Origin of the sequence: Pseudomonas sp. HMSC076A11, from assembly GCF_001810205.1 — a bacterium.
Classification (GTDB): domain Bacteria; phylum Pseudomonadota; class Gammaproteobacteria; order Pseudomonadales; family Pseudomonadaceae; genus Pseudomonas; species Pseudomonas aeruginosa.
Genome location: NZ_KV800315.1, coordinates 34,699 through 54,605, shown reverse-complemented (window position 1 = coordinate 54,605; position 19,907 = coordinate 34,699). Strand labels below are relative to the sequence as shown.

General features: G+C 66.4%; 20 protein-coding genes and 1 pseudogene. 9 read left to right on the top strand and 12 right to left on the bottom strand.

Annotation, left to right across the window (positions count from 1 at the left end; translation table 11 throughout):
* Positions 1-142 (top strand): annotated as a pseudogene (locus HMPREF2716_RS30070) (methyl-accepting chemotaxis protein); the annotation flags it as partial.
* A 105-nt stretch (positions 143-247) separates the two neighbouring features.
* A complete protein-coding gene (locus tag HMPREF2716_RS20900; RefSeq protein WP_003087468.1) occupies positions 248-688 on the top strand; it encodes a biofilm oxidative stress transcriptional regulator BosR in 441 nt (146 codons plus the stop codon).
* Positions 689-861: 173 nt separating this feature from the next.
* On the opposite strand, the gene HMPREF2716_RS20895 is transcribed toward HMPREF2716_RS20900, so the two are convergent.
* Both HMPREF2716_RS20895 and HMPREF2716_RS20890 read right to left on the bottom strand, forming a co-directional pair.
* On the bottom strand, positions 862-1,338 hold the full coding sequence (locus HMPREF2716_RS20895) for a DUF3859 domain-containing protein (RefSeq protein ID WP_003087466.1): 477 nt from the start codon (positions 1,336-1,338) through the stop codon (positions 862-864).
* 68 nt (positions 1,339-1,406) lie between these two features.
* Positions 1,407-2,441 (bottom strand): amidohydrolase family protein, encoded by a 1,035-nt coding sequence (locus HMPREF2716_RS20890; protein ID WP_003097898.1) that lies wholly within the window; start codon positions 2,439-2,441, stop codon positions 1,407-1,409.
* Between HMPREF2716_RS20890 and HMPREF2716_RS20885 the strand changes: the two genes are divergently transcribed.
* The 5 genes from HMPREF2716_RS20885 (at position 2,440) to HMPREF2716_RS20865 (ending at position 8,098) form a co-directional block, all read left to right on the top strand.
* The gene (locus HMPREF2716_RS20885) at positions 2,440-3,345 is read left to right on the top strand and encodes a substrate-binding periplasmic protein (RefSeq protein WP_003120437.1); all 906 of its coding nucleotides are present in this window, start codon (positions 2,440-2,442) and stop codon (positions 3,343-3,345) included. The two genes, HMPREF2716_RS20890 and HMPREF2716_RS20885, sit on opposite strands and share 2 nt — an antisense overlap.
* A gap of 38 nt (positions 3,346-3,383) precedes the next feature.
* Positions 3,384-3,806 (top strand): MarR family winged helix-turn-helix transcriptional regulator, encoded by a 423-nt coding sequence (locus tag HMPREF2716_RS20880; RefSeq protein ID WP_003120438.1) that lies wholly within the window; start codon positions 3,384-3,386, stop codon positions 3,804-3,806.
* Positions 3,807-4,012: 206 nt separating this feature from the next.
* Positions 4,013-4,504 (top strand): (2Fe-2S)-binding protein, encoded by a 492-nt coding sequence (locus HMPREF2716_RS20875; RefSeq protein ID WP_003140151.1) that lies wholly within the window; start codon positions 4,013-4,015, stop codon positions 4,502-4,504.
* Complete coding sequence (locus tag HMPREF2716_RS20870) at positions 4,501-6,747, top strand: xanthine dehydrogenase family protein molybdopterin-binding subunit (protein ID WP_023518546.1); 2,247 nt, start codon at positions 4,501-4,503, stop codon at positions 6,745-6,747. The genes HMPREF2716_RS20875 and HMPREF2716_RS20870 overlap by 4 nt, the downstream gene beginning before the upstream one ends.
* Positions 6,748-6,796: 49 nt before the next feature.
* Complete coding sequence (locus HMPREF2716_RS20865) at positions 6,797-8,098, top strand: cytochrome c (protein ID WP_010794004.1); 1,302 nt, start codon at positions 6,797-6,799, stop codon at positions 8,096-8,098.
* 10 nt (positions 8,099-8,108) lie between these two features.
* Here HMPREF2716_RS20865 and HMPREF2716_RS20860 read toward each other — a convergent pair whose 3' ends face one another.
* The gene (locus tag HMPREF2716_RS20860; protein ID WP_003117756.1) at positions 8,109-8,891 is read right to left on the bottom strand and encodes an AraC family transcriptional regulator; all 783 of its coding nucleotides are present in this window, start codon (positions 8,889-8,891) and stop codon (positions 8,109-8,111) included.
* An 80-nt stretch (positions 8,892-8,971) separates the two neighbouring features.
* On the opposite strand from HMPREF2716_RS20860, the gene panB reads away from it, so the two are divergent.
* Complete coding sequence (gene panB / locus HMPREF2716_RS20855; RefSeq protein WP_003087450.1) at positions 8,972-9,793, top strand: 3-methyl-2-oxobutanoate hydroxymethyltransferase; 822 nt, start codon at positions 8,972-8,974, stop codon at positions 9,791-9,793.
* A gap of 10 nt (positions 9,794-9,803) precedes the next feature.
* Here panB and HMPREF2716_RS20850 read toward each other — a convergent pair whose 3' ends face one another.
* From HMPREF2716_RS20850 to HMPREF2716_RS20830, 5 genes are all read right to left on the bottom strand, one after another.
* Positions 9,804-10,529 (bottom strand): dienelactone hydrolase family protein, encoded by a 726-nt coding sequence (locus HMPREF2716_RS20850; RefSeq protein WP_016253593.1) that lies wholly within the window; start codon positions 10,527-10,529, stop codon positions 9,804-9,806.
* Between the two features lie 67 nt (positions 10,530-10,596).
* Positions 10,597-12,501, bottom strand: coding sequence for a molecular chaperone HtpG (htpG, locus tag HMPREF2716_RS20845; RefSeq protein WP_003087446.1), 1,905 nt, complete (start codon positions 12,499-12,501; stop codon positions 10,597-10,599).
* 117 nt (positions 12,502-12,618) lie between these two features.
* Positions 12,619-13,848, bottom strand: a complete 1,230-nt coding sequence (locus HMPREF2716_RS20840; protein WP_023106765.1) for a hypothetical protein — start codon at positions 13,846-13,848, stop codon at positions 12,619-12,621.
* A gap of 36 nt (positions 13,849-13,884) precedes the next feature.
* Positions 13,885-14,331 (bottom strand): PaaI family thioesterase, encoded by a 447-nt coding sequence (locus HMPREF2716_RS20835; RefSeq protein ID WP_003087441.1) that lies wholly within the window; start codon positions 14,329-14,331, stop codon positions 13,885-13,887.
* Positions 14,328-14,801, bottom strand: a complete 474-nt coding sequence (locus tag HMPREF2716_RS20830) for a PaaI family thioesterase (RefSeq protein ID WP_003087438.1) — start codon at positions 14,799-14,801, stop codon at positions 14,328-14,330. Before HMPREF2716_RS20830 ends, HMPREF2716_RS20835 begins: the two co-directional genes overlap by 4 nt.
* Before the next feature lie 172 nt (positions 14,802-14,973).
* On the opposite strand from HMPREF2716_RS20830, the gene HMPREF2716_RS20825 reads away from it, so the two are divergent.
* Positions 14,974-15,210: a hypothetical protein gene (locus HMPREF2716_RS20825; RefSeq protein ID WP_003087435.1), complete on the top strand. Its 237-nt coding sequence runs from the start codon at positions 14,974-14,976 to the stop codon at positions 15,208-15,210.
* 58 nt (positions 15,211-15,268) lie between these two features.
* On the opposite strand, the gene HMPREF2716_RS20820 is transcribed toward HMPREF2716_RS20825, so the two are convergent.
* The 4 genes from HMPREF2716_RS20820 to sucC form a co-directional block, all read right to left on the bottom strand.
* Positions 15,269-16,033, bottom strand: coding sequence for a DUF599 domain-containing protein (locus tag HMPREF2716_RS20820; RefSeq protein ID WP_023130018.1), 765 nt, complete (start codon positions 16,031-16,033; stop codon positions 15,269-15,271).
* Between the two features lie 145 nt (positions 16,034-16,178).
* Complete coding sequence (gene brnQ, locus HMPREF2716_RS20815; protein WP_016263674.1) at positions 16,179-17,492, bottom strand: branched-chain amino acid transport system II carrier protein; 1,314 nt, start codon at positions 17,490-17,492, stop codon at positions 16,179-16,181.
* Between the two features lie 290 nt (positions 17,493-17,782).
* On the bottom strand, positions 17,783-18,670 hold the full coding sequence (gene sucD, locus HMPREF2716_RS20810) for a succinate--CoA ligase subunit alpha (RefSeq protein ID WP_003087428.1): 888 nt from the start codon (positions 18,668-18,670) through the stop codon (positions 17,783-17,785).
* Positions 18,670-19,836, bottom strand: coding sequence for an ADP-forming succinate--CoA ligase subunit beta (gene sucC, locus HMPREF2716_RS20805; RefSeq protein WP_003087425.1), 1,167 nt, complete (start codon positions 19,834-19,836; stop codon positions 18,670-18,672). Before sucC ends, sucD begins: the two co-directional genes overlap by 1 nt.
* Positions 19,837-19,907: the final 71 nt, after the last annotated feature.

Genomic DNA, 19,907 nt, shown 5'->3' with positions numbered 1-19,907 from the left:
CGAGGTCGACCGCAACCTGGTGAACATCCGCGACATCTCGCTGCAGACGTCCGCCGGCTCCAACCAGACCGCCGCCGCCAGCCAGGAACTGTCGCAACTGGCCATCGACCTGAACAACATGGTCACCCGCTTCGTCGTCTGACCATGCCGTGCGCCGTCTCACGGCGGCGCACTTCCTCCGGTTGCCCAGCGTGGAGCCCGGGTTTTACCATGAAACCCGATCCTCTCCCCCTCCGGAGCCGCCCAGATGGTCAAGCGCACCAGCCACAAGCAAGCCAGTTGTCCAGTCGCCCGCCCGCTGGACGTGATCGGCGACGGCTGGTCGATGCTCATCGTGCGCGATGCCTTCGAAGGACTGACGCGCTTCGGCGAATTCCAGAAGAGCCTCGGCCTGGCCAAGAACATCCTGGCGGCGCGCCTGCGCAACCTGGTGGAGCACGGCGTGATGGTGGCGGTCCCGGCCGAAAGCGGCAGTCACCAGGAATACCGTCTGACTGACAAGGGACGCGCGCTCTTCCCCCTGCTGGTGGCGATTCGGCAGTGGGGCGAGGACTATTTCTTCGCCCCGGACGAATCCCATGTCCGCCTGGTCGAGCGCGACAGCGGCCAGCCGGTGCCGCGCCTGCAGGTACGCGCCGGCGACGGCAGTCCGCTCGCCGCGGAAGATACCCGGGTCAGCAGGGACTGATCGAAGGACGAACAGGCTACCGACGGCATCCGTTCGTACGCCGCCCAAACGGCGGATAACCGCAGGCGGTTATTCGCCCTACCGCACGCAGGCAACCCTTGCCCGGTAGAGCGAATGGCGCCCCCGCGTTATCCACGCCACACAAGAAAACCAGCGCTTTGCATGGCTCGCGCTCAGCGCACGTCGAAGGATTTCTCCGCCAGCAGGCGATCGCCCTGGAACACCATCAACCGCCATTCGCCCTTCACCACTTCGTGCGGCTCGGTGAATTCGTAGGCCATGACATCGGTCGGCGCGCCCGGCACCAGCTTCTGCACCACTTCGAACTTGTCATGCCGCTGACCATCCGGAGTGACCACGCCCGGGGTGAGGTAGAGCAGCGTCAAAGGCGTATCGCCTTCCTGCTTGCCGCTGAGTTGATAACGCATGCCGAACTTGGTGCCGAGCTTGGCCGGGACTTCGGTGGTCTGCTGGATGTTCTGCTCGCTACGGGTCAATACCCGTTCGCCGGGCTGGAAATCCTGGTAGCGGCTTTCGAACACGCCATATTCGATGGGGCCGTCGATACGCACCTCGGCCTGCGCCGCCACGGCGACGCCGGCGCCGAGCAGGAAGACGGAACGACTGATGCAAGAACGGATGAAGGACATGACTCACTCCTGGATGGGACTGGCGCGAGCCTATGACGCCGGCATGACAGACTGATGACGAATCCGGGTTATTCGCCTCGCGGATCGGCGGGCTGGCGCGGCAGCACCGCCAGAAAGTTGTCCCGCGCCACCTGGCGAGCGACCTGCTCGGGCAAGGCGTCGAGGAACGGATCGAAGCTCGCCATCAACTCGGGCAGGCTGTCGAACTGGCCGACCACATCGGAACCGAGCATGAAGCGTTGCGGAAACCGCTCGACCAGTGCCAGCCACTGCGGATCGGGCTTGCCCTGCTCGTCCAGCAGGTACGGGCGCAACACCGACCAGGACAGGTCGATGTAGAGGTTCGGGTAGCGCTGTAGCAGACGCCGAAGGGTCGGCAGGAGGAAGTCCAGTTTCTTCTGGTGGCGATGGATCTCCATGCTGGTCCCGGCATGGGCCCAGATGAACCGCACATGCGGGTGATTGCGCAGGGGCTCCTCGATTTCCGCCAGGTACAGCGGGTTGCGTTCGCGCTTGGAAGTGACGTTGGCGTGCAGCAACACCGGCAGGTCGAATTCGGCGGCCAGGTGATAGACCCGCGCCAGCGCCTCGTTGTTGGCCCTCGGCACGTCGCCGTAGGTCAGCGCGGTGAGGTCGTCGTGACGGGTAAAGATCTCGCCGATGCCCTGCCAGAGTCCCGGGTCCAGCTCCAGCATGCGACGGATGTGCGCGTCGGCGTTCTTGTCGGTCGGGTTGAAACCGGTCAGGAACGGATGCACGCGCCGCCGCTGCTCGGCTGGCAGGGATTTCACCGCCGCCGCCACGATCACGTCGGTGGCGCTGTACCAATAGGCTCCGGCATCGTCACCAGCGTAGTAGCGCGGCCGCTTCGGCTCGTCCTCGTGCCATTTCTTGGCGACCGCGACGCCGCTGAGCATCACATGGTCGACCCGGCCTTTGTCCATCGCCTCCAGCAGCCGCGGCATGCCTTCGCTTTCCTGGAAGAAATCCACGTAGTGCACGTGAGCGTCGCTGTAGCGATAATCCCTGGCATGGGTCAAGGATGTCACCAGGGACAGGGCGAACAATGTCGAAAACAGGGCACGCGTACGGGGGCCAGCCATGGCATTCCTCCTGATAGGCCTGAGTGAACATAGACCGCTGCCGCTCGGCCAGGGTTCGCCGCTCCGCTGGCTGGCCCTGCTGTTCGGCCTGCTGGCCTGGCATGCCGGGGCTGGCGAACGGGTGATCTATCCGCGCCACTCCGAAGGGCGCAACCCCGAACCCTACGTCGTCGAGCTGCTGCAACTGGCGCTGGCCAGGAGCGGCGGCGACTACCGCCTGGAGCCCAGCGCGCAGCCCATGCCGCAGTCCCGTGCGCAACTGCGCCTGGAGCAGGACGATCCGGGCCTGCAGGTGATGTGGGCGCAGTCCCGCGACGACCTGGAAGAGACCCTGCTGCCGATCCGCATTCCGATCTATCGCGGCCTGATCGGCTGGCGCATCCCCCTGGTCAGCGCCGCCAACAAGGATCTCCTGGCCTCGGCGCGGACCCTCGACGATCTCCGCCGCCTGCGCTTCGGCCAGCGCCAGGACTGGGCCGACACACCGATCCTGCGCGCCAACGGCCTGGAGGTGAAGACCAGCCAGAACTACGAGAGCCTGTTCCGCATGCTCGATGCCGGCCGCTTCGAGGTCTTCCCCCGCGAGGTCGTAGTGATCGACGGAGAACTGGAGGACGCCTCCCGCGCCGGGCTGCACCTGGCGATCGACCAGCACGTGGCCCTGCACTACCCCGCGGCCTTCTATTTCTTCGTTTCGCGTCAACGCCCGGAACTGGCCGAGGCCATTCGCCAGGGCCTGGAGAAGGCGATTGCCGACGGTAGCTTCGAACGGCTGTTCGAGCGACATTTCAAGACGCGGCTGGGCAAGCTTGCCCTTCGTCAGCGGAGAATAATCGAGCTGAAAAACCCCTATCTTCCAGGAAAAACTCCTTTTCAGCGCGAGGCGCTCTGGTACCGGCCGTGAGCTAGAATGAAGCCCTCACGCCACCACCGATGTCCAGCATGTCCCGTAACGCCCCGTACCGCCTCGACGACCAGATCGGCTTCATCCTGCGCCAAGCCAACCAGCGCTATGCGGCGTTGTTCGCCAATGGCATCGGCAACGGCCTGACCCCCACCCAGTGGGCCGCCCTGGTCCGCCTCGGCGAGACCGGACCCTGCCCGCAGAACCAGCTCGGCCGACTCACCGCCATGGACGCCGCGACCATCAAGGGCGTCGTCGAACGCCTGGACAAACGGGGACTGATCCAGCGCAGCGCCGATCCGGACGACGGCCGGCGCCTGCTGGTCAGCCTCAGTCCTGCCGGACGCGCCGAACTCGAGGCCGGCCTGGCGGCCGCCCGCGAGATCAACCGGCAGGCCTTGGCCCCCCTCTCCCCGCAAGAACAGGAAACCCTGCGCGGGTTGCTCGCTCGCCTGACCTGAGGCCATTGCGGTCTATCCTTTTGTCCGCGTTGCGTCGCCCGGAGCTGCGCCTTTCGTCGTAGCGGCCTGCCATTGACAGTTCGCCGCAGGCGTCCATAACATGTTTGTATACAAACAAATTCCCGCAGAGCCGCACGCTACCAGGCACGGCCGACGGGACATCCGCCTGATGAACAGCCATGCCGCCGGCATGGGGAGAAACCGCCATGAGCGATGCCCTTGCCCTGACCGTCAACGGTCAGTCCCTGCGCCTCGATGTCGCCCCCGATACCCCCCTGCTCTATGTCCTGCGCAACGACCTGCAACTGAACGGTCCCAAGTTCGGCTGCGGCCTCGGCGAGTGCGGCGCCTGCACCGTGCTGATGGATGGCGTCGCCACCCGCTCCTGCATCACCCCGGTGGAGGCTGCCGTGGGCCGCCAGGTGGTTACCCTCGAAGGACTCGGCGATGCCGCCCATCCCCATCCGCTGCAACAGGCCTTCATCGACGAACAGGCCGCCCAATGCGGCTACTGCATCAACGGCATGGTGATGACCGCCAAGGCGTTGCTGGATCGCAACCCGAACCCCAGCGACGGCGAGATCCGCCAGGAATTGGCCTACAACCTGTGTCGCTGCGGCACCCATGTGGAGATTCTCAAGGCCGTGCGGCGTGCCGCCGAGAGCCTGAAGGAGCGTCAGGAGGAGCACCCGGCATGAGCCTGGCCAATCCCTCGCGACGCGGCTTCCTCAAGGCCAGCGGCCTGCTGCTGGTCACCGTCAACCTGCCCGCCCCGCTGCTCGCCCTTGCCGAGCAGGGCGCCACCGACCTGCCGCTGGACCAGGTCGACTCGTTCATCGCCATCGCCGCGGACGGCAAGGTCACCGCCTTCTGCGGTCACGTCGACCTTGGTACCGGCATCCGCACGGCACTGGCGCAGATCGTCGCCGAAGAGTTGGACGTCGCGTTCGAGCAGGTCGAGATGATCCTCGGCGACACCCGTCGCACACCGGACCAGGGGCCGACCATCGCCAGCGCCAGCATCCAGGTCAGCGCCGTGCCGCTGCGCCAGGCCGCCGCCGAAGCCCGGCGCTTCCTCCTGCGCCAGGCCGGAAGCCATTTCCCGGTGCATCCGGACAGCCTGCGCAGCGAAAACGGCCAGGTCTTCGCCGCCGCCAATCCGCAGCGACGGATCGGCTACGGCGAGTTGCTGCGAGGCCAGCGCTTCAACCTGAACATCGACGGCAAGGCGCCGCTCAAGCCGCGCAGCGAGTACCGTCTGGTCGGCAAGCCGGTGCGTCGGGTGGACATCCCGGCGAAGCTGACCGGTCAACTGACCTATGTCCATGACATGCGCCTGCCCGGCATGCTGCATGGGCGAGTGGTACGCCCGCCCTATACCGGCGCGGATGTCAGCGCCCCGCTCGGCAGCGGCCTGCTGGCGGTGGACGAAAGCTCGGTCGCCGGGCTGCCGGGGCTGGTCAAGGTGGTCGTGATCGGCGACTTCGTCGGCGTGGTCTGCGAACGCGAGGAGCAGGCGATCCGCGCCGCGCGCCAGCTCAAGGTGCGCTGGAAGGACTGGCAGGGCCTGCCGCCGCTGGAACCCGACCGGCTCGAGGACACGCTTCGCCGGCATCCGAAGAAGCCACGCACGCTGCACGACTCGCCCGGTCTCGAGCAGCACCTCGCGGGCATCGCCCGGCCGCTGTCGGCCACCTATGTCTGGCCCTACCAGTTGCACGCCTCCATCGGCCCTTCCTGCGCCCTCGCCGAGGTCGATGCGCAGCGCGCTCGCGTCTGGTCCGGCACGCAGAACCCGCACGACCTGCGCAACGACCTGGCCAGGCTGCTGCAGCGCGAGACCGGGGACATCGAGGTGATCCGCATGGAAGCCGCCGGCTGCTACGGACGCAACGGCGCCGACGACGTCAGCGCCGACGCCGTGCTCCTGGCGCAGGCAGTGGGCCGACCGGTACGGGTACAACTGATGCGCGAACAGGAACATGGCTGGGAACCGAAAGGCACCGCGCAACTGATCGAGGTCCGCGGCGGCCTCGACGAGCAAGGCCGGGTGGCGGCCTACGACTTCGCCACCTGCTACCCCTCCAACGGTGCGCCGACCCTGGCCCTGCTCCTCACCGGGCGGATCCAGGCCACCCCGCAGGTGGCCGACATGGGCGACCGCACCGCGATCCCGCAATACCGCTACCCGCGGATGCGGGTGGTGGCCAACGACGCCGCCCCCATCGTCCGCGCGTCCTGGATGCGCGGCGTCTCGGCGCTGCCGAACGTGTTCGCCCATGAGTCCTACGCCGACGAACTGGCGCACCTGGCCGGCATCGACCCCATCGCCTTCCGCCGCCGCTACCTGGACGACCAGCGCGCCCTGGCGCTGATCGACGCCCTGGTCGCCCGCGCCGGCTGGCAGCCACGCACCTCCCCCAACCCAGAGGCGCGCCGGGACGGCGTGCTGAAGGGACGCGGCTTCGCCTATGCGCGCTACTTCCACAGCAAGTTTCCCGGTTTCGGCGCCGCCTGGGCCGCCTGGATCGTCGACGTCGAGGTGAACCCGGAGAACGGCGCGGTGCGCGTCGCCAAGGTCTGGGTCGCCCATGACTGCGGGCAGATGGTCAATCCCGATGGGGTCAGGCACCAGGTCCACGGCAACGTCATCCAGTCCACCAGCCGGGTACTCAAGGAGTTCGCCACCTTCGACCGCCGTGGCGTCACCAGCCTGGAATGGGGCGGCTACCCGATCCTCGGCTTCCCCGAACTGCCGGAGATCGACGTACTGCTGCTCGACCGCCCCGAGCAGCCACCGATGGGCGCTGGCGAGTCAGCCTCGGTGCCCAGCGCCGCGGCCATCGCCAATGCGATCTTCGACGCTACCGGAGCGCGCCTGCGACAGGTGCCGTTCACTCCGGAACGCGTACTCGCGGCGCTGCGCAGCGCGCAGGCCTGATCCTTTTCCCCGGGGCGCCGCGGCGCCCCGCGCAGTGGATGACTGACAGATGAAGAAGGCAACACGCATCGGCCTCTGGGCCTCCGGCAGCCTCGTCGCGCTCGCCGCCATCGCCCTCGGCTACGCCTGGCAACCGGCCATCGGGCCACTGGAAGGCACACCCGGTCCCTTCAGCACCGAGCAGATCGCCCGCGGCGAACGCCTCGCCGCCCTCGGCGACTGCGCGGTCTGCCACACTCGCGAAGGCGGCCCGCGCAACGCCGGCGGACGGGCCTTGCCGACGCCGTTCGGGACGATCTACAGCAGCAACCTCACGCCGGATCGCGCGAGCGGCATCGGTGGCTGGTCCTACCCCGCCTTCGAGCGGGCCATGCGGCATGGCGTGGCCCGCGACGGCAGCTACCTGTATCCGGCGTTCCCTTACACCGCCTTCACCAGGACTCGCGACGAAGACCTGAAGGCCCTGTACGCCTACCTGATGAGCCAGCCGGCGGTGCACAGCGAAACGCCTGCCAACCAGCTGCCGTTCCCCTTCGACCAACGCCAGCTGATGGCCGGCTGGAACCTGCTGTTCCTGGAGCCCGGCGCCTACCGCGACGAGCCGACGCGCAACCAGCAATGGAACCGCGGCGCCTATCTCGCCGAAGGCCTCGGCCATTGCAGCGCCTGCCACTCGCCGCGCAATGCGCTCGGCGCGGAAAAGTCCGGCAGCGCGCACTTCGCCGGCGGCGAGGCGGAGGGCTGGACCGCGCCAGCCTTGAACGCCAGTTCGCCGGCGCCCATCGCCTGGAGCGAGGAGGCCCTCTACGCCTACCTCCGCCACGGCTATTCGGCCTACCACGGGGTCGCCAGCGGGCCGATGGCGCCAGTGGTCGGCGAAGGCCTGGCCAAGCAGTCGGACGAGGACCTGCGGGCCCTGGCCCATTACCTTGCGTCCTACGCCGCTGCCCCGGCCGGGGAAACCGATCAGCAACAGGCGCAACGCCTCGACCGGCAGGGCTACGGCCGCGTGCAACCGCCCAGCGGCAGCGGCGCGCGCCTGTTCGCCGGGGCCTGCCTGGCCTGCCACCATGACGGCGACGGACCGCGCTTCTTCGGCGTGCGTCCATCCCTGGCGCTGAACAGCAATGTGCATGCGGACAGCCCGGACAACCTGCTGCGGATCATCCTCGACGGCATCCACAGCCCGGCCACCGGCGACCTCGGCTATATGCCCGGCTTCCGCCACAGCCTCGACGACCGGCAAGTCGCCGCCCTGGCCAACTACCTGCGCGAGCGTTTCGCCGGCAAGCCCGCCTGGCCGGACCTCGCGGCCAAGGCGGCAAGCCTGCGCCGACAGGCGGCGCCCTGAAGCATGCGGCTCAGTTGGGCAAGCGCAGGGAGCGGGCGAAGCAACCGGGGGTCTGGCCGAAATGACGCTGGAACAGGCTGATGAACGCAGAGGTGGAGTCGTAGCCAAGGTCGCTGGCCACCCGCGTCACGCTGGCGCCCTCCTCCAGCGCGGCGACCGCGTTGAGCAGACGCAGGCGCTGGCGCCACTCGCGAAACGACAACTGGGTCTGCTCGCGGAACAACCGCGCCAGGGTCCGTCGGGACGCCCCCACCAGTCCCGCCCAATCCGAGATGCCGCGCGGATCGGCGGGATCCGCCTGTAGCGCGTCGGTGATCCGGCGCAAGCGCGGGTCGCCAGGCAACGGCAGGTTCAGCGGCGCCTCGCGAAGGCGCCCGACCTCATCGGCGACCACCTGCATGAGACGCTCGGCCTCGCCACCCGGCGGATATTCACGGGGAAACTCCGCCGCCCGCAGCAACAGTTCGCGCAGCAGGCCGGACACCTCCAGTACCCGGCAACCGCCGGGCAGCGAACGATCCAGGTAGAGACTGCGGAACAGCACAGGGTTGCAAGCCTCCGCGGCGTGCCGGACGCCCGGCGGAATCCACAGCGCCCGCTGCGCCGGCACCAGATAGCTGTGCCGCTCGGTGCTGGCGCGCAAGGTGCCGCTGGCGGCGTACATCAGTTGGCCCCAGGGGTGCTCGTGCATCTCCACCCGGTGCCCGGCGGGCATCTCGAAGGCGCGCAGGTACACCGCGCAGGGCAGGCTGCGGAATCGCGGCAGGTCGCGTTCTTGTCCCGTTTGCGGCATCGGTTGTCCCCATCCGTCGAGTGAGCGGTGCGCGGCCGATGTTAGCGTGTGGCTCCCCATAGACAAACCGGAGCCACGCCATGAGCAGTCATCGCCCGCAACATCGCCTGTCCGTTCCCGATATCCAGCGCCGCAAGGGTGCCGGCAGCCTGGTGGCGCTGACCGCCTACAGCACGCCCATGGCCCGCCTCCTCGATCCGCATGCCGACCTGCTGCTGGTCGGCGATTCGCTGGGCATGGTGCTCTATGGCATGCCCAGCACCCTGGGAGTGAGCCTGGAGATGATGGTCGCCCACACCCTGGCGGTGATGCGCGGCAGTCGGCGCGCCTGCGTGGTGGCCGACTTGCCGTTCGCCAGCTACCAGGAATCGCCCCGACAGGCGTTCCGCAACGCCGCACGCCTGCTGGCCGACAGCGGCGCCCAGGCGGTGAAGCTGGAAGGCGGTGAGGAAATGGAAGAAACCGTGGACTTCCTGGTACGCCGTGGCATACCGGTGCTCGCCCATATCGGCCTGATGCCGCAGCAGGTCAACGCCATGGGCGGCTTCAAGGCCCAGGGGCGTGACCCGGAAAGCGCCGAACGGGTACGCCGCGACGGCCTCGCCATGCAGCGCGGCGGCGCCTTCGCGGTGGTCATCGAAGGCGTAGGCGAGCCGCTGGCCCGTCGCCTTAGCGAAGAACTGGCGATCCCCTGCATCGGTATCGGCGCCTCGCCGGCCTGCGACGGCCAGGTACTGGTCAGCGAGGACCTGCTCGGGCTAAGCGGCGAACAGGTACCGCGCTTCGTCGAACGCTACGCGCGCCTCGACCGGGAAATCGACGAGGCGGCCCGGCGCTTCGCCGAGGACGTGCGCGAACGGCGCTTCCCCGAGGCCAGGCACTGCTTCGCCATGCGCGAGTGAGCCGGCGGTCTCAGGCGAAGACTTCCGCCAGCAGGTCGTCCATCGCCTGGAAGGCACGCCGGGAGGTCCTGGCGTCATAGTGCATCTTGCCCGGCACCTTGGCGTTCGGATCGGTGAAGGAATGCACCGCGCCGCCGTAGCTGGTGAGCTGCCAGTCGACGCCGGCATCGGTCATCTCCCTGGCGAAGGCCGGCAACTGCTCGCGCGGCACCAGCGGATCGGAGGCGCCGTCGAGGACCAGTACCGCGCCCTTGATATTCCTGGCATGCGCCGGGTCCGGCGTATCCAGGGTGCCATGGAAGGACACGAAGGCCTTCAGCTCGGCGCCGTCGCGAGCCAGCTCCAGCACGCAGCAACCGCCGAAGCAGAAACCGAAGGCGGCCTGGCGGGTCGTATCGACAGCCGCGAGCGCCTGTCCGCGCAAGGCCGCCAGCGCTGCCTGCATGCGCTTGCGCAGCAGGGCCCGGTCGTTCTTCAGCGGCATCATCGCCGCGCCCGCCTCGTCGCCGTTCTGCGGACGCACGTCCCTGCCGTAGAGGTCCGCGACCAGCACCACGTGCCCACGGCCGGCGACCTGCCGGGCGATGTCCAGCGCGGCGGCGCTCACGCCCATCCAGTTCGGCGCCATCAGCAGGCCCGGGCGCGGCCCCGCGTGGCTGGCGTCGTACACCAGTTGACCTTCGTACGGCTGCCCATCGATGTCGTAGGCGACCGGCTCTACACGAATCTCACTCATGGGTACTGCTCCTGCGAGAGTTGGAAAAGACAAAGCCCGCCGAAGCGGGCTTTGTCGGGGCTACTGCTTAAGCGGACAGCTCCACCAGCAGCTTGTTCAGTCGGCGTACGTAGGCGCCCGGATCCTTGAGGCTGTCCCCCGCGGCCAGGGCGGCCTGGTCGAAGAGAATATGCGACAGCTCGCCGAAGCGGTCCTCGTCCGGCTCCGCATCCAGCTTCTCGATCAGCGGATGCTGCGGGTTGATCTCGAAGATCGGCTTCGAGTCCGGCACTTTCTGCCCGCTGGCCTCGAGGATCTGGCGCATCTGCAGGCCAAGGTCCTGTTCGCCGATGGCGAGGATCGCCGGCGAATCGGTCAGGCGGTGGGAAACGCGGACTTCGCTGACCTGCTCGTCGAGCACCTTCTTCAGGCGCTCGATCAGGCCTTCCTTGCTCTTGGCGACTTCTTCCTGGGCCTTCTTGTCCTCTTCCGAGTCCAGGCTGCCCAGGTCCAGGTCGCCGCGGGCGACATCGACGAACTGCTTGCCGTCGAACTCCGGCAGGTAGCTCATCAGCCACTCGTCGATGCGATCGGTGAGCAGCAGCACCTCGATGCCCTTCTTGCGGAAGACTTCCAGGTGCGGGCTGTTCTTCACCTGCGAGTAGCTCTCGCCGGTGAGGTAGTAGATCTTGTCCTGGCCTTCCTTCATCCGACCGATGTAGTCGGCCAGCGCTACGCTCTGCTCGCCCGAATCGTCGCCGGTGGAGGCGAAGCGCAGCAGGCCGGCGATCTTCTCCTTGTTGCCGAAGTCTTCCGCCGGGCCTTCCTTGAGGACCTGGCCGAAGTTCTTCCAGAAGGTCTTGTACTGCTCCGGCTCGTTCTTCGCCAGCTTCTCCAGCATGTCCAGCACGCGCTTGGTCAACGCCGACTTCATCGAGTCGATCACCGGATCCTTCTGCAGGATTTCCCGGGAGACGTTCAGCGACAGGTCGTTGGAGTCGACCACACCCTTGATGAAGCGCAGGTACAGCGGCAGGAACTCGTCGGCCTGGTCCATGATGAACACGCGCTGTACGTACAGCTTCAGGCCTCGTGGCGCCTCGCGATGGTACAGGTCGAACGGCGCGCGGCCCGGCACGTAGAGCAGCGAGGTGTATTCCAGCTTGCCTTCGACCTTGTTGTGGCTCCAGCTCAGCGGGTTCTCGAAGTCATGGGCGACGTGCTTGTAGAACTCCTGGTATTCCTCGTCCTTCACCTCGGCGCGCGGACGGGTCCACAGCGCGCTGGCGCGGTTGACCGTTTCCCATTCCGGCTCGGCCGGCTTGTCGGCCTCTTCGCCGTGGAATTCCTTGGGCAGTTCGATCGGCAGGGCGATGTGATCGGAGTATTTCTTGATCACGTTGCGCAGGCGCCAGCCATCGGCGAACTCCTCCTCGCCCTTTTTCAGGTGGAGGACGATGCGGGTGCCGCGCTCGGGCTTGTCGATGGTGGCGACGTCGAACTCGCCCTCGCCCTTCGACGACCAGTGCACGCCTTCGCTGGCCGGCTGGCCGGCGCGACGGGAGTAGACATCGACCTTGTCGGCGACGATGAAGGCGCTGTAGAAACCGACGCCGAACTGGCCGATCAGGTGCGAATCCTTCTTCTGGTCGCCAGACAAGTTCTTCAGGAAGTCGGCGGTCCCGGACTTGGCGATGGTGCCCAGGTGAGTCACCACATCCTCGCGGCTCATGCCGATGCCGTTGTCTTCCAGGGTGACGGTGTTGGCTTCCTTGTCGAAGCTGACGCGGATCTTCAGCTCGGCGCCGCCCTCGAGCAGCTCGGGATTGGCCAGGGCTTCGAAACGCAGCTTGTCGGCGGCGTCCGAGGCGTTGGAAATCAGTTCGCGGAGGAAGATTTCCTTGTTCGAATAGAGAGAATGAATCATCAGGTGAAGCAGTTGCTTCACTTCAGTCTGAAAGCCCAGTGTCTCTTTTTGGGTTTCCACGCTCATCGCTCCAAGCTCCATCAATGACATAAGCCGCGTACCACGGCGGATGTCCCCTAGGTGGGGCCTTCTTCCGGCTTTTCAAGCGCTTATGCGAAAAAACCGCGCACCATCGTGCGACGACTAGCGTTCGAGCAGTTCGAGACGGGCGATCTCCGCCGGGCGCAACAGGTAGCTCGCCTCCCCCGCACCGGGCATTTCCCGGCGGATCACCAGGCGCCCCTCGCTGTCGAGGCCGGTGAAACGGCCCTCGGCGATACGCCCGCGTACCGTAGTGGCCTTGACCAGGCGCTGGCTGTAGCGCTGCGGTTCGACCTGGACCAGCTCCAGGTCGAGGGTGGCGTTGCCCGGCGCCGGCAGCGCCTGCGGCTCGGGCGGCGCCGCCGCGGCCACGGTCGCAGGCTCCGCCGGCAAAGCGGGGAACGCGTCGCCGCGCACCGACCACTCCCGCCGGGCGTTCTTCTCCAGCGTCAGCTCCAGTACCTGAGCCTGGCCGGCCACCAGGGCCTCGATGCGCAGCGGCCGCGCATGGCTGGCCGCGCGCCAGGACGGCGCCCGCACGAGGCTGACGTCGCGGCTGGCGAAGCGTCGCTGCAGATAGTCGCGCAAGACCAGGGCCAGGGTATCGTCGGAGTCGTAGCCCAGGTCGACCTTGCCGTGCCGATAGCGCAGCCGGTCGGTATACAGCTCGACATGGCCGCTGAGGGTGGTCCGGTAGTCGCTCGGCAGGCTCAGGTGGAACTCGCCCTCCAGGCGGTTCGGCGCCTTGGGCCGCAGGTCCAGGTGCAAGGTATAGCCACGCAGGAGACGACGCGCCTCGGGCAGGTCCTGCTCCGGTTGCAGCCAGCTCAGCTCGACTTCTGGCAACGCGCCGCCGTCCTCGGGCAGCACGTCCAGGCGCAGCGCCCCGAGCGGCTGTGCCGGAAGGCGGATCTGCAGCTCGCGCTGGGCGTAGAAATCGTGCCCCTGGCGCAGGCTCAGCACGCCGCCGATCAACTCGCCGCTCTGCGGCGCGAAAGGCTTGCCGTTGAACTCCCCGCTGAGCGCGATGGCCAGTTCCGCCGGCGGCCTGGCCTCCGGTTTCAGCCAGCGCAGGCTGAGGATCGCCTCCAGCCGCGCAGCGTCGTGACTGGCCAGCAGCGCCAGGCCGACCACCAGCGGGATGCAACCCAGCGCGGCCAGCCCGACGCCCTTGCGCGCCGTACGCCAGTGCACGCCGATATAGGCCAGTGCCACCGGCGGGAAAAGGCTGCCGTAACCCCACAGCAGACCGGTACCGAAGGCCAGGACGATGACCCAGATATAGCCGGCGACCATCAGCAGCAGGCCGCCCAGAATCAGCAAGGCATCCATCGCGATATCCTCAGCCCACTTTCCGCAGCGTACGGCTCACGGCTCGTCCACCTTGAAATGCGCCCGCGCGGTGGCGATGGGCTCGCCCTGGGTGGTCTGCCAGGCGTTGATCGCGACGTTCGCCACCCGCCGCCCCTGGCGCCAGACCTGGCATTGCGCGTAGGTATCGCGGAAGTGCCCGGCACGCAGGTAGTCGATGGAGAAATCGATGATCTTCGGCAGGTGCGGAATGCTCATGAAGGTCAGCAGGTGCAACATCGCCGCATGCTCCATGAAGCCGGCGATCACGCCGCCATGGATGGCCGGCAGGGTCGGGTTGCCGATGTTGTCCTTGTTCGCCGGCAGGCGGAAGACCATGTCGTCGCCCAGGCGCAGGCATTCGATGCCGAGCAGCTTGGCGTACGGGATCAGCTCCACCAGCGGGCTGTAGTCGTTGTTCCGGCGCGCGTCGCGGACCAGTTGCTCGAGGCTGGTCGGGCTCATGCCGCACCTCCCTGCGCGGCCGGCCTGGCCGCCCCGGAGCGAGCCGAACCGCCCATGCGCATGAAGGCGCCGACGACATGGGCGATGGGCTGGCCCGGATCGTCCTGGTAGGCGAAGCCGCGGGTGAAGATCACGTTCGGCGTGACCCGGTAGCACTCGGCGAAGCCATAGACATCCTTGTGCGGTTCGGCGGGATGCATATAGTCGATGCGCAGGTCGAGCGTCGGGCAGATCTCGAAGTCCGGCAGCACGCAGACCGTGGAAATACCGCAGGTGGTGTCCATCAGGGTGGTGATCGCGCCGCCGTGGACGACCCCGCTTTCCGGGTTGCCGATGATCGCCTGGCTGTAGGGCAGGCGCAGGGTCAGTCCTTTCTCGTCGGCGGCCTCGACCGTCAACCCCAGCACCTGGCAATGACGCAAGGCCGAGAGAAAGCGCCGGGCGCGCTCGAGGAGAGGATTTTCCGACATGACGGCGACCTTGCTGGGAGTTTTCTGGAGGGCGAATCATACCCTGCCGCCAAAGCCCCGGCAGCCGGGGTTTTGGACATAACGATCGAAATAGTCGAAGTGTGTGGAACTTCACGCCAGCGCAAATGTTCAAAGGGCTACAACGAGGAAAGCCGCACATGGAGGCTAAACGATGAAAAAGACCGTAACTCTTGCCCTGCTGCTCGCTGCCAGCCTTGGCCTGGCCGCTTGCGACAAGAAAGAGGAAGACAAGGCAGCGGCCCCGGCAGCTCCGGCTACCGAGACCCAGCCGAGCGCTCCGGCTACTCCCCCTGCCGAGCCCAGCGCCCCGGCGCCGTCGAGCGACACTCCGGCAACCCCGCAGACTCCGGCACCGACTCCGGAGCAACCGCAACAGAACCAGCAATAAGTTCTCGTTGACGTACCCTGAAAGAGCCCGCGCAAGCGGGCTTTTTCATGCCCGGGATTCAGTCCCTGGGCACCTCGCCCTCGCCTTCCCGCGGGCTTTCGGCGATTGCGGTCTCGGTGTAGACCATCACCTCCAGCACGTCCGAATGGAATTCGCGGCGATACAGGACCAGCACCACGCCGGCCGTCACCAGCATGAAGAACCAGGAGTTGATGAACCAGGCGAGCATGGCCAGGCCGAAATAGTACGAGCGCAAGCCGAAGTTGAACTGGTTGGCCGCCAGCGAGATGACCCGGGCGGCACGCTCGGCAAAGGATTTGCGCTCCAGCTCGCCGACGTTGCGCTCGCCGATCATCGGTGCCGAGCCGACCAGGATCGCCGCGAAGTTGTATTGGCGCATGCACCAGCTGAAGGTGAAGAAGGCATAGACGAAGACCACTGCCAGGCACAGCAGCTTCAGTTCCGACAGTCCCCGGCTGGCCTCCTCCACGAACGGCAGGTCGGCCAGTACCGAGACGGCGCGATCGGTGGAGCCCAGCAGGGTGAGGATGCCGGCGAGGATGATCAGCGTGCTGGAGGCGAAGAACGACGCGTTACGCTCCAGGTTACCGATCACGCTGGCGTCGGCGATACGGTTGTCGCGCAGCAGCAACCGGCGCATCCAGTCCTCCCGGTAGAGGTGCAGGACGCTGGCCAGGCAGGCGGTGTCGCGGCCCTTCCAGGTGGCGTAGCGGGTGTAGCCCACCCAGCAGAACAGGAACCAGAGCGCCGCCAGCAGGTGTTGCAGCAGGTGCCCGTTGAAAATGCCGAGTTCGGCGGTCATGAAAACTCCCTCTTGAGCCGGCCGGGAATCGCCCCGCCGTTGTTTCGCGCCGTTGGGACGCCGCTCGCCGCGGCCAGGACACGACTTTCGTCGGCTCATGAAAAAGGCCGCCCGGAGGCGGCCTTCCTGGGGTTCGCCTGACGTCTCAGGCGACCGCTTCGCTGGGCTTGCCCAGCAGTCTGTCGATTACCGCAACCAACGCCAGGGTGGCCACCGAAGGGATCAGCCACGCCAGGCCCTGCTCGGCCAGCGGCAAGTGGGTCAACCAGTTCGGCAGCCAGTGGTCGAGGCTGGCAGCCTTCAGGCCATCGATCAGGCCGAACAGCAGCGAAACGGCCATCACCGGAGCGACGATGCGGGTCTGCGAACGCCACAGGCTGGCGAAGAAGCTCAGGGCGACGAGTACGATGCACGGTGGATAGATCGCGGTGAGTACCGGGATCGAGACCTGAATCAGCTTGGTCAGGCCAAGGTTCGACACTAGTAGCGAAAAACCGGCCAGCAGCAGCACCAGGGTCCGGTAGGACAACGGCAGCACCCGGCAGAAATACTCGGCACATGCGCAGGTCAGGCCCACTGCGGTGACCAGGCAGGCCAGGGAAATCAGCGCCGCAAGGAACACGCTGCCCAGCGAGCCGAAGGTATGCTGGACGTAGGCATGCAGCACAGCGGCGCCATTGCCGGCACCGGCGGCGATGTCGTGGCTGCCCGAACCGAGACGGAACAGGCTGATATACACCAGCGCCAGGCCGAGACCGGCGATCAGGCCGGCGATCACCGCGTAGCGGGTGATCAGTTGCGGGTTCTGCACGCCGCGAGAACGGATGGCATTGACGATGACGATGCCGAACACCAAGGCGCCAAGGGTGTCCATGGTCAGGTAGCCATTGACGAAACCCTGGGAGAACGCCGCCACCCGGTAGGCCTCCTCGGCCTTGCCGATAGTGCCGGCCGGCAGGGCGAAGGCGGCGATGCCGAGCACCGCCAGGGCGATGATCTTCAGCGGCGCCAGGAAACGACCGACGGTATCCAGCAGCTTGCCCGGATAGAGCGAGATAGCCATCACCACCAGGAAGTACACCAGGCTGTAGAGGAACAGCGGCAGCGGGCCGTTACCGGTGAGCGGCGCCAGGCCGACCTCGAAGGAAACCGTGGCGGTTCGCGGGGTGGCGAACAGCGGCCCCACCGCCAGGTAGCACACCGCCGCCAGCAGGCCGCCGGCGAAGCGCCCGATGGGATGGCTCAGAGTATCCATCGCGCCGCCGACCTTGGCCAGTGCGATCACGGTGATCACCGGCAGGCCGACGGCCGTGACCAGGAAGCCCAGGGCGGCGATCCAGACATGGGGACCCGCCTGGAGGCCTACGAAGGGTGGAAAAATGATATTGCCGGCTCCGACGAACAAGGCGAACGTCATGAAGCCAAGCGCCAGGATGTCCTGACCTTTCAATACTTTCATGTTGGGGAATACCGCATGGCTCAAACAGAATTTTGCAGAGGGGGCTTCCCAAGGGTTAGGGGGAAACGTTACTCATCCGGGTAAGGACGAACCGTATGCTGGCGCCACCCTTTTGGGGCGGGAATGCCAAAGTCTTGCAGACTAGCTGCAATATCGCCGGGTCGGCAGTGACACAGATCAGAGTGTCCGATGGATGTCCGTCAACGACGCATCCCGGACAATTTTTTCATCAAACGGAAACAACGGAGGCCGCCAGATGGCGGCCTCCGTTTTCAGGCGCTGGGCGAGGCTCAGGCCTTCTTCACTTCCCAACCGGTCAGCTCGGCCAGGGCCTTGCCGATGTCGGCCAGGGAGCGCACGGTCTTCACACCGGCGTCCTGCAGGGCGGCGAACTTCTCGTCCGCGGTGCCCTTGCCGCCGGAGATGATGGCGCCGGCGTGGCCCATGCGCTTGCCCGGAGGGGCAGTCACGCCAGCGATGTAGGACACCACCGGCTTGGTCACGTTGGCCTTGATGAAGGCCGCGGCTTCTTCTTCGGCGGAACCGCCGATCTCGCCGATCATGACGATGGCTTCGGTCTGCGGATCTTCCTGGAACAGCTTCAGGATGTCGATGAAGTTGGAGCCCGGGATCGGGTCGCCGCCGATGCCCACGCAGGTGGACTGGCCGAAGCCGGCGTCGGTGGTCTGCTTCACGGCTTCGTAGGTCAGGGTGCCGGAACGCGACACGATGCCTACCTTGCCCGGCAGGTGGATGTGACCCGGCATGATGCCGATCTTGCACTCGCCGGGAGTGATCACGCCCGGGCAGTTCGGGCCGATCAGGCGTACGCCCAGCTCGTCGCACTTGACCTTGGCGTCCAGCATGTCGAGGGTCGGGATGCCTTCGGTGATGCAGACGATCAGCTTGATGCCGCCGAATGCCGCTTCCAGGATCGAGTCCTTGCAGAACGGAGCCGGAACGTAGATGACCGAGGCTTCGGCGCCGGTGGCTTCCACGGCTTCCTTGACGGTGTTGAACACCGGCAGGCCGAGGTGGGTGGTGCCGCCCTTGCCGGGGGTCACGCCGCCGACCATCTTGGTGCCATAGGCGATGGCCTGTTCGGAGTGGAAGGTGCCCTGGCTACCGGTGAAGCCTTGGCAGATGACTTTGGTGTCTTTGTTGATCAGGACGCTCATTACTTACCCTCCGCGGCCTTGACGACTTGCTGGGCAGCGTCGGTCAGGCTGGTTGCCGCGATGATGTTCAGGCCGCTTTCGGCCAGGACCTTGGCACCCAGTTCAGCGTTGTTGCCTTCCAGGCGGACGACAACCGGAACCTTCACGCCGACTTCTTTGACGGCGCCGATGATGCCTTCGGCGATCATGTCGCAACGCACGATGCCGCCGAAGATGTTCACCAGGACAGCCTTCACGTTGCTGTCGGACAGGATGATCTTGAACGCTTCGGTCACGCGCTCCTTGGTCGCACCGCCGCCAACGTCGAGGAAGTTGGCCGGCTTGCCGCCGTGCAGGTTGACGATGTCCATGGTACCCATGGCCAGGCCGGCGCCGTTGACCATGCAGCCGATGTTGCCTTCCAGCGCGACGTAGTTCAGCTCCCACTTCTGCGCATGGGCTTCACGGGCGTCGTCCTGGGACGGGTCGTGCATGGCGCGCAGCTTCGGCTGGCGGTACAGGGCGTTGCTGTCGATGTTGATCTTGGCGTCCAGGCAGTGCAGGTTGCCGTCTTTCTTGATCACCAGCGGGTTCACTTCCAGCAGGGCCAGGTCGTAATCCTGGAACAGCTTCGCCAGGCCGACGAAGATATGGGTGAACTGCTTGATCTGGTCGCCCTTCAGGCCCAGCTGGAAGGCCAGCTCGCGGCCCTGGTACGGCTGCGCGCCGACCAGCGGGTCGATGGTGGCCTTGAGGATCTTCTCGGGAGTGTCGTGGGCGACCTTCTCGATGTCCACGCCACCTTCGGTGGAAGCCATGAACACGATGCGGCGGCTGGAACGATCGACCACGGCGCCGAGGTACAGCTCCTTGTCGATGTCGGTGCAGGACTCCACCAGGATCTTGCTGACCGGCTGGCCGTTGGCGTCGGTCTGGTAGGTCACCAGGTTCTTGCCCAGCCACTGCTGGGCGAACGCCTTGGCGTCCTCTTTGCTCTTCACCAGCTTCACACCGCCCGCTTTACCGCGGCCGCCGGCGTGCACCTGAGCTTTGACGACCCACTCGCTGCCGCCGATCTTGTCGCAGGCTTCTGCGGCCTCTTCGGGGGTGTCTACGGCAAAGCCCTTGGATACAGGCAGGCCGTATTCAGCGAACAGCTGCTTACCCTGATATTCGTGGAGATTCATGCTTGTCTACCGTTATTCGTCTAGGTATTGCGCATTTCGGCGGAGCGCTCGTGGCACCCCACCACCTGTGA

Bases quoted from the DNA above. Each gene is read 5' to 3' on its own strand.
- HMPREF2716_RS20900 (WP_003087468.1), top strand. From the start codon at position 248: ATGGTCAAGCGCACCAGCCACAAGCAAGCCAGTTGTCCAGTCGCCCGC.
- panB (WP_003087450.1), top strand. From the start codon at position 8,972: ATGAGCAGTCATCGCCCGCAACATCGCCTGTCCGTTCCCGATATCCAG.
- HMPREF2716_RS20830 (WP_003087438.1), bottom strand. From the start codon at position 14,801: ATGTCGGAAAATCCTCTCCTCGAGCGCGCCCGGCGCTTTCTCTCGGCC.
- HMPREF2716_RS20865 (WP_010794004.1), top strand. From the start codon at position 6,797: ATGAAGAAGGCAACACGCATCGGCCTCTGGGCCTCCGGCAGCCTCGTC.
- HMPREF2716_RS20840 (WP_023106765.1), bottom strand. From the start codon at position 13,848: ATGGATGCCTTGCTGATTCTGGGCGGCCTGCTGCTGATGGTCGCCGGC.
- HMPREF2716_RS20825 (WP_003087435.1), top strand. From the start codon at position 14,974: ATGAAAAAGACCGTAACTCTTGCCCTGCTGCTCGCTGCCAGCCTTGGC.
- HMPREF2716_RS20870 (WP_023518546.1), top strand. From the start codon at position 4,501: ATGAGCCTGGCCAATCCCTCGCGACGCGGCTTCCTCAAGGCCAGCGGC.
- HMPREF2716_RS20890 (WP_003097898.1), bottom strand. From the start codon at position 2,441: ATGGCTGGCCCCCGTACGCGTGCCCTGTTTTCGACATTGTTCGCCCTG.
- HMPREF2716_RS20850 (WP_016253593.1), bottom strand. From the start codon at position 10,529: ATGAGTGAGATTCGTGTAGAGCCGGTCGCCTACGACATCGATGGGCAG.
- HMPREF2716_RS20885 (WP_003120437.1), top strand. From the start codon at position 2,440: ATGGCATTCCTCCTGATAGGCCTGAGTGAACATAGACCGCTGCCGCTC.
- sucD (WP_003087428.1), bottom strand. From the start codon at position 18,670: ATGAGCGTCCTGATCAACAAAGACACCAAAGTCATCTGCCAAGGCTTC.
- htpG (WP_003087446.1), bottom strand. From the start codon at position 12,501: ATGAGCGTGGAAACCCAAAAAGAGACACTGGGCTTTCAGACTGAAGTG.
- sucC (WP_003087425.1), bottom strand. From the start codon at position 19,836: ATGAATCTCCACGAATATCAGGGTAAGCAGCTGTTCGCTGAATACGGC.
- HMPREF2716_RS20820 (WP_023130018.1), bottom strand. From the start codon at position 16,033: ATGACCGCCGAACTCGGCATTTTCAACGGGCACCTGCTGCAACACCTG.
- brnQ (WP_016263674.1), bottom strand. From the start codon at position 17,492: ATGAAAGTATTGAAAGGTCAGGACATCCTGGCGCTTGGCTTCATGACG.
- HMPREF2716_RS20860 (WP_003117756.1), bottom strand. From the start codon at position 8,891: ATGCCGCAAACGGGACAAGAACGCGACCTGCCGCGATTCCGCAGCCTG.
- HMPREF2716_RS20875 (WP_003140151.1), top strand. From the start codon at position 4,013: ATGAGCGATGCCCTTGCCCTGACCGTCAACGGTCAGTCCCTGCGCCTC.
- HMPREF2716_RS20880 (WP_003120438.1), top strand. From the start codon at position 3,384: ATGTCCCGTAACGCCCCGTACCGCCTCGACGACCAGATCGGCTTCATC.
- HMPREF2716_RS20835 (WP_003087441.1), bottom strand. From the start codon at position 14,331: ATGAGCCCGACCAGCCTCGAGCAACTGGTCCGCGACGCGCGCCGGAAC.
- HMPREF2716_RS20895 (WP_003087466.1), bottom strand. From the start codon at position 1,338: ATGTCCTTCATCCGTTCTTGCATCAGTCGTTCCGTCTTCCTGCTCGGC.